Source organism: Micromonospora phytophila, from assembly GCF_023656545.1.
GTDB classification, from domain to species: Bacteria; Actinomycetota; Actinomycetes; order Mycobacteriales; family Micromonosporaceae; genus Micromonospora; species Micromonospora phytophila.
Map to the genome: position 1 here is coordinate 1 of NZ_JAMOKF010000266.1, position 7,719 is coordinate 7,719.

At 73.4% G+C, this 7,719-nt stretch carries 7 protein-coding genes, 3 tRNA genes and 1 pseudogene; 4 read left to right on the top strand and 7 right to left on the bottom strand.

Annotation, left to right across the window (positions count from 1 at the left end):
* Both NCC78_RS24030 and NCC78_RS24035 read left to right on the top strand, forming a co-directional pair.
* Positions 1–421, top strand: a 421-nt coding sequence (locus NCC78_RS24030) for a CHAD domain-containing protein (RefSeq protein ID WP_250797213.1), incomplete at its 5' end; no start/stop codon positions are given.
* A complete protein-coding gene (locus NCC78_RS24035; RefSeq protein WP_250797214.1) occupies positions 409–1,284 on the top strand; it encodes an NUDIX hydrolase in 876 nt (291 codons plus the stop codon). The genes NCC78_RS24030 and NCC78_RS24035, both read left to right, overlap by 13 nt.
* A gap of 69 nt (positions 1,285–1,353) precedes the next feature.
* On the opposite strand, the gene NCC78_RS24040 is transcribed toward NCC78_RS24035, so the two are convergent.
* The 3 genes from NCC78_RS24040 to leuC all read right to left on the bottom strand — a co-directional run bounded on the left by NCC78_RS24040 (position 1,354) and on the right by leuC (position 4,246).
* Positions 1,354–2,025 (bottom strand): HU family DNA-binding protein, encoded by a 672-nt coding sequence (locus tag NCC78_RS24040; RefSeq protein ID WP_250797216.1) that lies wholly within the window; start codon positions 2,023–2,025, stop codon positions 1,354–1,356.
* A gap of 172 nt (positions 2,026–2,197) precedes the next feature.
* Positions 2,198–2,785 carry a 3-isopropylmalate dehydratase small subunit gene (gene leuD, locus NCC78_RS24045; RefSeq protein ID WP_250797217.1) on the bottom strand — a complete coding sequence of 196 codons (588 nt, stop codon included), beginning with the start codon at positions 2,783–2,785 and terminating at the stop codon, positions 2,198–2,200.
* Between the two features lie 15 nt (positions 2,786–2,800).
* Positions 2,801–4,246 carry a 3-isopropylmalate dehydratase large subunit gene (gene leuC, locus NCC78_RS24050; protein ID WP_250797218.1) on the bottom strand — a complete coding sequence of 482 codons (1,446 nt, stop codon included), beginning with the start codon at positions 4,244–4,246 and terminating at the stop codon, positions 2,801–2,803.
* 49 nt (positions 4,247–4,295) lie between these two features.
* Here leuC and NCC78_RS24055 point away from each other — a divergent pair, with 49 nt between their 5' ends.
* Complete coding sequence (locus NCC78_RS24055) at positions 4,296–4,982, top strand: IclR family transcriptional regulator (RefSeq protein ID WP_013284529.1); 687 nt, start codon at positions 4,296–4,298, stop codon at positions 4,980–4,982.
* 354 nt (positions 4,983–5,336) lie between these two features.
* Here the strand turns inward: NCC78_RS24055 and NCC78_RS24060 are convergent.
* The 4 genes from NCC78_RS24060 to NCC78_RS24075 all read right to left on the bottom strand — a co-directional run bounded on the left by NCC78_RS24060 (position 5,337) and on the right by NCC78_RS24075 (position 6,815).
* A tRNA-Glu gene (locus NCC78_RS24060) sits at positions 5,337–5,409 on the bottom strand.
* Between the two features lie 212 nt (positions 5,410–5,621).
* Positions 5,622–5,694: transfer RNA gene (locus tag NCC78_RS24065), tRNA-Glu, on the bottom strand.
* A gap of 139 nt (positions 5,695–5,833) precedes the next feature.
* Positions 5,834–5,905 (bottom strand) — tRNA-Gln (locus NCC78_RS24070).
* Positions 5,906–6,011: 106 nt separating this feature from the next.
* Positions 6,012–6,815 (bottom strand): fumarylacetoacetate hydrolase family protein, encoded by an 804-nt coding sequence (locus NCC78_RS24075; protein ID WP_250797219.1) that lies wholly within the window; start codon positions 6,813–6,815, stop codon positions 6,012–6,014.
* 262 nt (positions 6,816–7,077) lie between these two features.
* On the opposite strand from NCC78_RS24075, the pseudogene NCC78_RS24080 reads away from it, so the two are divergent.
* Positions 7,078–7,719: pseudogene (locus tag NCC78_RS24080) on the top strand (hypothetical protein); the annotation flags it as partial.

The window sequence follows — 7,719 nt, forward strand, 5'->3', positions numbered from 1 at the left end:
GGCGCTGCCCCGGCTGGTGGCCCGTCCGTGGCGCAGGCTCGTCGGCGGGGCGAAGCGACCGGGTGGGGTCGGGACGCTCGACCCGCTCGGCCCCGACGAGCCGTGGCACGCCGTCCGCAAGGAGGGCAAGCGGGCCCGGTACGCGGTCACCGCGGTGGCGCCGGTGCTCGGCGGGGACGCGCGGAAGCTGGCCCGGGCGCTGTCCCGGGTGCAGAAGCTGCTGGGCGAGCACCAGGACGCCGCCGTCGCCGCGGACACCTGGCTGGCCGTGGCGGACGACCGGCCCGACGACCAGCGGCTGGCGGTGACCGCCGGGCGGCTCGCCGAGCGCGAGCGGGCCACGGTCCGCCGGGTACGCGCGGAGTTCCCGCGGGCGTGGCGGCGGGCCAGCCGGCGGAGGCGGACCAGATGGCTGAGGTGACCGGGATCCGGGCGGCCGGCGGGGTCGCCTGGCGGCCTGCGGGCCGCGACGTGGAGGTCTGTCTCGTGCACCGGCCCCGCTACGGCGACTGGTCGCTGCCCAAGGGCAAGCTGGAGCCGGGCGAGCATCCGCTGGCGGCGGCGGTGCGGGAGGTCGCCGAGGAGAGCGACGTGCAGGGCATCCCGCAGGTGCGGCTCCCCTCCGTGCGGTACCGCAGCGAGGGCCGGCCCAAGCTGGTCGACTACTGGTCGATCCGGGCGGTCGCCGACGGCGGTTTCCAGCCGGACACCGAGGTGGACGACGTGCGGTGGCTCGGGGTGGACGAGGCGATCCGGCTGGTGAGCTACCCGCACGACGCGGAGGTGCTGGCCGCGTTCGCCGCGCTGCCCCGGGTGACCGGGACGGTGGTGCTTGTCCGGCACGCGCACGCCGGCAAGCGGGCCACCTGGTCCGGCCCGGACACCGGCCGGCCGCTGGACGCCGAGGGGTGGGCGCAGGCGCACGCCCTGGCCCCGCTGGTGGCGCTGGTCCGGCCGGTACGCCTGCTGTCGGCCTCGGCCCGCCGGTGCGTGCAGACCCTCGACCCGGCCGCGAAGTTGCTGGACCTGCCGATCGAGGTGACCGGGGACCTGGACGAGCCGGCGCCGGGACAGCAGCCCGACGAACGGGCCCTCGCCCTCGCCGCGTGCGTGACCGAGCTGGCCGGCGCCGGCGAGCCGGTGGTGGTGTGCAGCCAGGGCAAGGTGATGCCCGGCGCCCTGGAGCGGCTCGCCGGGCGGGCGGACGACTTCACCACCCCGAAGGGCGGCGGTTGGCTGCTCGCCTTCACCGGTGACCGCCTGCTCGCCGCCGACCGCCTCTGACCCACCGAGGGGCCGCGACGCGGAAGGGCGCCCACCGTGACGGTGGGCGCCCTCTGCGTACGACCGGGGTCAGCGCTTGGTCGCTGCCTTCTTGGCCGGGGCCTTCTTCGCCGCCGCGCTCTTGGTGGCCGTGGCGGTGGTCTTCTTCGCCGCGGTGGTCTTGGTCGCCGCGGCGCCCTTCTTCGCCGGGGCGGTCTTGGCGGTGGCGGCCTTCTTCGCCGCGGTGGTCTTGGTCGCCTTCGCCGCGGTGGTCTTCTTGGTCGCGGCGGCCTTCTTCGCCGCGGCCGTGGTCGCCTTCGCGCCCGCGGCCTTGGCGCCGGCGGCCTTCGCCCCGGTCGCCTTCGCCCCGCCGGCCTTGGCGCCGGCGGCCTTCGCCCCGCCGGCCTTGGCGCCGGCGGCCTTCGCGCCGGTGGTCTTGGCGGCTGCCGCGGCGGTCTTCTTCGCCGCCGCCGTGGCCTTCGGCACCTTGCCGCTGGCCACCATCTCCTTGAATCCGGCACCCGCGCGGAAGGTCGGGACGGATGTCTTCTTGACCTTCACCGCCTCGCCGGTCCGCGGGTTGCGCGCTGTTCGGGCGCCCCGGACGCGCTTTTCGAACGCTCCGAATCCGGTGATCGCCACTTTCTCGCCCTTGGTGACCGCCGCCTGGACCTCAGCGAGGACCGCGTCGAGCGCGGCCGTCGCCGTCTTCCGGTCCCCCAGGCGAACGGCGAGCGCCTCGATGAGCTCGGCCTTGTTCACGACTTCCTCCCGATTGTGCAACTGACTCGACGCGAGCCATTCTGCGCGCACGGTATGCCCTGTGCTGCCGGGACACAAACATTCGGTGGAAAAAAGCCCTTGTGTCGTAACGGATTCGCCCCCACCGGTGAGACCGGTGGGGGCGAAAACCGCTGTGGGATCGGGCGTACGACTATGCGACCGACGGCAGGAACGGCGGCCGGCCGGCCTCGAAGGCGCTGATGTCGGCCTCGTGGCGGAGGGTGAGTCCAATGTCGTCCAAGCCCTCCATCAGCCGCCAGCGACTGAAGTCGTCCAGCGGGAAGGGCCAGGTGGAGCCCGAGACCCGGACCTGACGGGCGGCCAGGTCGACGGTGATCTCGGTGCCGGGGTCGGCCTCGACGAGATCCCAGATCTCCTCGACCGCGCTCAATTCCAACTCGACCGGGAGCAGACCCTCCTTGAGCGCGTTGCCCCGGAAGATGTCGCCGAAGCGGGGGGCGATCACGACCCGGAACCCCCAGTCGCGCAGCGCCCAGACGGCGTGCTCCCGGGAGGAACCGGTGCCGAACTCGGGGCCGGCCACGAGAATCGACGCTCCCGAATACGCGGGATCGTTGAGCACGAATGCCGGGTCCTCCCGCCACGCGCTGAACAACCCGTCCTGGAAACCGGTGCGGGTCACCCGCTTGAGGTACACGGCGGGGATGATCTGGTCGGTGTCCACGTTGGAACGGCGCAGCGGCACGGCGGCGCCGGTGTGGGTGGTGAACCTCTCCATCTGCGGTGTGCCCTTCTACAGGTCGGCGGGAGCGGCCAGCCGGCCCGCCACGGCGGTGGCGGCGGCGACCGGCGGGGAGACCAGGTGGGTGCGTCCGCCCCGGCCCTGGCGGCCCTCGAAGTTCCGGTTGGAGGTGGAGGCGGAGCGCTGGCCCGGGGAAAGCGTGTCCGGGTTCATGCCCAGGCACATCGAGCAGCCGGCGAAGCGCCACTCGGCGCCCGCGTCGGTGAAGACCTTGTCCAGCCCCTCGGCCTCGGCCGCCTCCCGGACGGCCGCGGAGCCGGGCACGACGAGCATGCGTACGCCGTCGGCGACCGTGTGCCCGCGCAGCACGTCGGCGGCGGCGCGGAGGTCCTCCAGCCGGCCGTTGGTGCAGGAGCCGACGAAGACGACGTCGACGGCGAGGTCGCGCAGCGGAGTGCCGGGGCGCAGGTCCATGTACTCCAGCGCCCGCCGGGCGGCGGTCCGCTCGGACTCGGTGCCGAAGTCCTTGGGGTCCGGCACGGGCGCGCTCAGCGGCGCGCCCTGCCCCGGGTTGGTGCCCCAGGTGACGAACGGGGTGACCGTGGCCGCGTCGAGGGTCACCTCGGCGTCGAAGACCGCGCCCTCGTCGGTGGGCAGGGTGCGCCAGTACGCCACCGCCGCGTCCCAGTCGGCCCCGCGCGGCGCGTTCGCCCGCCCCTTGAGGTACGCGAAGGTGGTCTCGTCCGGCGCGATCATGCCGGCCTTGGCGCCCCACTCGATGGACATGTTGGCGATGGTCATCCGCCCCTCCATGGACAGCGACCGGATCGCCTCGCCGCGGTACTCGACGATGTGGCCGCGACCGCCGCCGGTGCCCACCTGGGCGATCAGGGCGAGCACCAGGTCCTTGGCGGTGACCCCCGGGGCGAGTTGCCCGGTCACGTTCACCGCCATGGTCTTCGGCCGGCTCTGCGGCAGCGTCTGGGTGGCGAGCACGTGCTCCACCTCGCTGGTGCCGATGCCGAAGGCGAGTGCGCCGAAGGCGCCGTGGGTGGCGGTGTGCGAGTCGCCGCAGACGATGGTCATGCCGGGTTGGGTGACGCCGAGCTGGGGGCCGATCACGTGCACGATGCCCTGGTTCTCGTCGCCCAGCGGGTGCAGGCGGACCCCGAACTCGGCGCAGTTGCGGCGCAGCGTCTCGATCTGCGTACGCGAGGTGGGGTCGGCGATGGTGAGCAGGTCGCCGCGCCGCTCCCGGAACGCCGGGTCGGCGTATCCGGTCGGGGTGTTGTGGTCCTCGGTCGCGAGCGTGAGGTCGGTGCGGCGCACCGGGCGGCCGGCGAGGCGCAGCCCGTCGAAAGCCTGCGGGCTGGTCACCTCGTGCAGCAGGTGCAGGTCGATGAAGAGCAGATCCGGCTCGCCAGCAGCGGACCGTACGACGTGCGCGTCCCAGACCTTCTCGGCCAGGGTCCTCGGCTCAGGAGTGACTCCCACCATCTGGACATCCTAAATTCTGGGAGGTAAGTTTCGGCTTGTGGGACACAGTATGAGCGGTGTCGGCGTTCTCGACAAGGCGGTGGTCATCCTGGCCGCCTGTGTCGACGGCGCCAGCCTGGCCGAACTCGTTGAACGCACCAAGCTGCCCCGGGCCACCGCGCACCGGCTGGCACAGGCGCTGGAGATCCACCGGATGCTGGTGCGGGACACCCAGGGCCGCTGGCGCCCCGGCCCGCGCCTGGGTGAGCTCGCCAACGCCGCGCCGGACGTGCTGCTGACCGCGGCGGAGCCCCTGCTGGCCGCGCTGCGCGACGCCACCGGTGAGAGCGCGCAGCTCTACCTGCGCCGCGCCGACGAGCGGATCTGCGTGGCCGCCGCCGAGCGGGCCAGCGGCCTGCGGGACACGGTCCCGGTCGGCTCGGTGCTGCCCATGACGGCCGGTTCCGCGGCGCAGATCCTGCTCGCGTGGGAGCCGCCGGAGGCGGTGATGCCGCTGCTGCCCCGGTCGAAGTTCACCGGCCGCACCCTGGCCGAGGTACGCCGTCGCGGCTGGGCGCAGAGCGTCGCCGAGCGGGAGGCCGGTGTGGCGAGCGTCTCCGCCCCGATCCGGGACCGGACCGGCCGGGTGATCGCCGCGATCAGCATCTCCGGCCCGATCGAGCGCCTGGGTCGCCGCCCCGGCGAACGCCACGCCATGGCCGTCGTACGAGCCGGCCAGCGCCTCTCCGGCCTCTGACCCACCCCCCACCCTTCCCCGCCTCCCTCACCCACGGTGCGCCCCCATCCGGCACCTGTCGTGATCAAGAAGTTTGACCCCGCCGCCCCGAATCAGACCCAAACTTCTTGATCACCGGGCTTGGCGGCGTGGTTGGGCCTGGCGGCGTGGCCGGGCTTGGCGGGCGTGGGCGGCCTGGCGGAGTGAGCGGCCTGACGACGTGGCGGGGCCTGACACGTGGGCGGCCTGACGGCGTGGGCGAACCTGGCGGGGCTTGTGCACCGGGGCATGCCCATGGGCCGGCGGAGTGGGCGAACGGGCTGGGGGCGAAGAGAACGGCCCGCCTCGCTGGCGCGAGGCGGGCCGTTCCATCTGTAGCCCCGACCGGATTCGAACCGGCGCTACCGCCTTGAGAGGGCGGCGTCCTGGGCCACTAGACGACGGGGCCAGGCACATTTCCTGCAACACCGGCCCTGCTGGGCGGTGCCGCAGTAGTCTAACGGCACCGGCGCCGGGCGCCCACGACGGGGGCGGCTCGCCGCGGCGGGTGGCAGGACCGGCAGAGGCCGGGTCGGCCGAGGATTCCCGGAACACGAAATGCGAGGATTCCCGGACACGAAGAAGCCCGCCCCACCGAGGTGGGACGGGCTTTCCACACTGTAGCCCCGACCGGATTCGAACCGGCGCTACCGCCTTGAGAGGGCGGCGTCCTGGGCCACTAGACGACGGGGCCAGAACCTTCCGTGCCGCACCGCTCTCGCGAGCGGCGCCGCTGGACTCTATCAGAAATGCTCTCCGACTCCCTCGAGAGGGAGCCGGAGCCACTCTTCAGCGAGATCCAGCGCCCGAAGCTCTCGCGAACCTCGGCTGCGCTGGGGTACCAGGACTCGAACCTAGACTAACTGAACCAGAATCAGTCGGGCTGCCAATTACCCCATACCCCATTGGCCCCTTGCGGCGCCGGGAATGAACTTTACCCTCCCGGTGCCGGCAGGCCAAATCGAGCCCCCCAAACCGCCCGTGAGCTGCGGAAACGGGTCTCGACGCGGATCAGGCGACGGGCACCACCGGGTTGGTCAGGTCGCCGATCCCCTCGATCCGCACGGTCACCGTATCCCCGTCCGTGAGCGGGCTAACCCCCGCCGGCGTGCCGGTGAGCACCACGTCGCCGGGGAGCAGCGTCATCACGTGCGAGACGTACGACACCAGGGCCGGCACGTCGAAGACCATGTCCGAGGTGCGGCCGAGCTGGCGGACCTCCATCTCCTCCGGATCGCGACCCACCTCACACCGGATCTCCACGTCCCTGACGTCGAGCCCGGTGGTGATCCACGGCCCGATCGGGCAGAACGAGTCGAAGCCCTTGGCGCGGGTCCACTGGCCGTCGGCGTGCTGAAGGTCCCGGGCGGTGACGTCGTTGGCGCAGGTGTAGCCGAAGATGGCCTTCTCCGCGGCGGCGCGGTCGGCCCGGCGGGCGCCCGGCGCCCCGATCACCACCGCCAGTTCCGCCTCGTGCTCGACCTGCTTGGAGAAGATCGGCAGCCGGATCGCGTCGCGGGGGCCGATCACGGAGGTGGACGGCTTGAGGAAGAGCAGCGGCTCCCGGGGCACCTCGCTGCCGTGCTCGGCGGCGTGTGCGGCGTAGTTACGGCCGACGCAGACCACCTTGCTGGGCAGGATCGGCGAGAGCAGCCGGACGTCCGACAGCGCCCAGCGGGCGCCACTGAAGGTGATCTTGCCGAACGGGTGGCCCTCGATCTCGGCGATCGTCAGGCCCTGCGGGCCCGCCTCCGCCTCACCCTCGACGACCCCGAACGACATTCCCTTGGCATGAGCAAAACGAGCGATACGCACCAGGCCAATCTAGCCCCGGCGCGGGGCGTTCCGGCCGAGGCCACCGCCGCGGGGGGCGTCGCGGCCGCGATCCGGGTGAGAGCCGCCACACCCGCCGCCACCGGCGCGACCGGAACCGGCGCCGAAGCAGCTGCGGCGGGCCGCCGTCGACAGCGGCCGGCGGGCACCCTACGCCGTTCCCCGGCCGCCCGGGCCGACTTCGCCACTTCGTACCCGCCCGGCGTGGCAACGCCCCTAGCGTCGGCTCCGGAGGTTCGTTCGTATGCCTGCATCGACACGACACCACAGGGCCCTCGCAGTGTTCGTACACTGCCTCGGCATTCTCGCCGCCGTGCCGGCACTGCCCGCGGCGGCCCCACAAGCGGCGGAGGCGGCGGAGGCACGACCGCGACCGGCGGTCGCCGCGCCGAACCCGACACCGGGCATGCCGTCGGCGCCACCGGCGGTGCCCCGCCCGACCCCGGTCGCGCCGCCGGTCATCAAGCCGCCGGTGACGGTGGCGATGGCGCCGGAGAGCACGCCGGCACCGCGTTACCGCATCCAGGTCCGCAACGACGGCAACACGCCGGTGGACACCACCGTCCGGCAGGAACTGCCGCCGGGCGCCTCGGCGACGACCATCACCGCCGGCGGTCGGGCCACCCGCACCGCGGGCCGGTCGGCGACCGAGGTGACCTGGCGGTTGAAGCTGCCCGCCCGGAGCACCACCACTCTGGGTACGGCGCTCACCGCCGCCCCCGGCCGGCCACTGACCGCGCCCGCCTGCGCCTTCGCCGGCGACGGCAGGAGGCCGTACGACTGCGCGACGGCGACCTGGAACGCCGCCCCGGTAGCCGCGCCGACCGGGCCCGCGACGCCGCTGTGGCAACGGACACCGGCGCTGCTGGCCGGGGCGGCCACGCTG

Coding starts and splice junctions, on each gene's coding strand:
- NCC78_RS24055 (WP_013284529.1), top strand. CDS start 4,296: ATGAGCGGTGTCGGCGTTCTCGACAAGGCGGTGGTCATCCTGGCCGCC.
- leuD (WP_250797217.1), bottom strand. CDS start 2,785: ATGGAGAGGTTCACCACCCACACCGGCGCCGCCGTGCCGCTGCGCCGT.
- leuC (WP_250797218.1), bottom strand. CDS start 4,246: ATGGTGGGAGTCACTCCTGAGCCGAGGACCCTGGCCGAGAAGGTCTGG.
- NCC78_RS24035 (WP_250797214.1), top strand. CDS start 409: ATGGCTGAGGTGACCGGGATCCGGGCGGCCGGCGGGGTCGCCTGGCGG.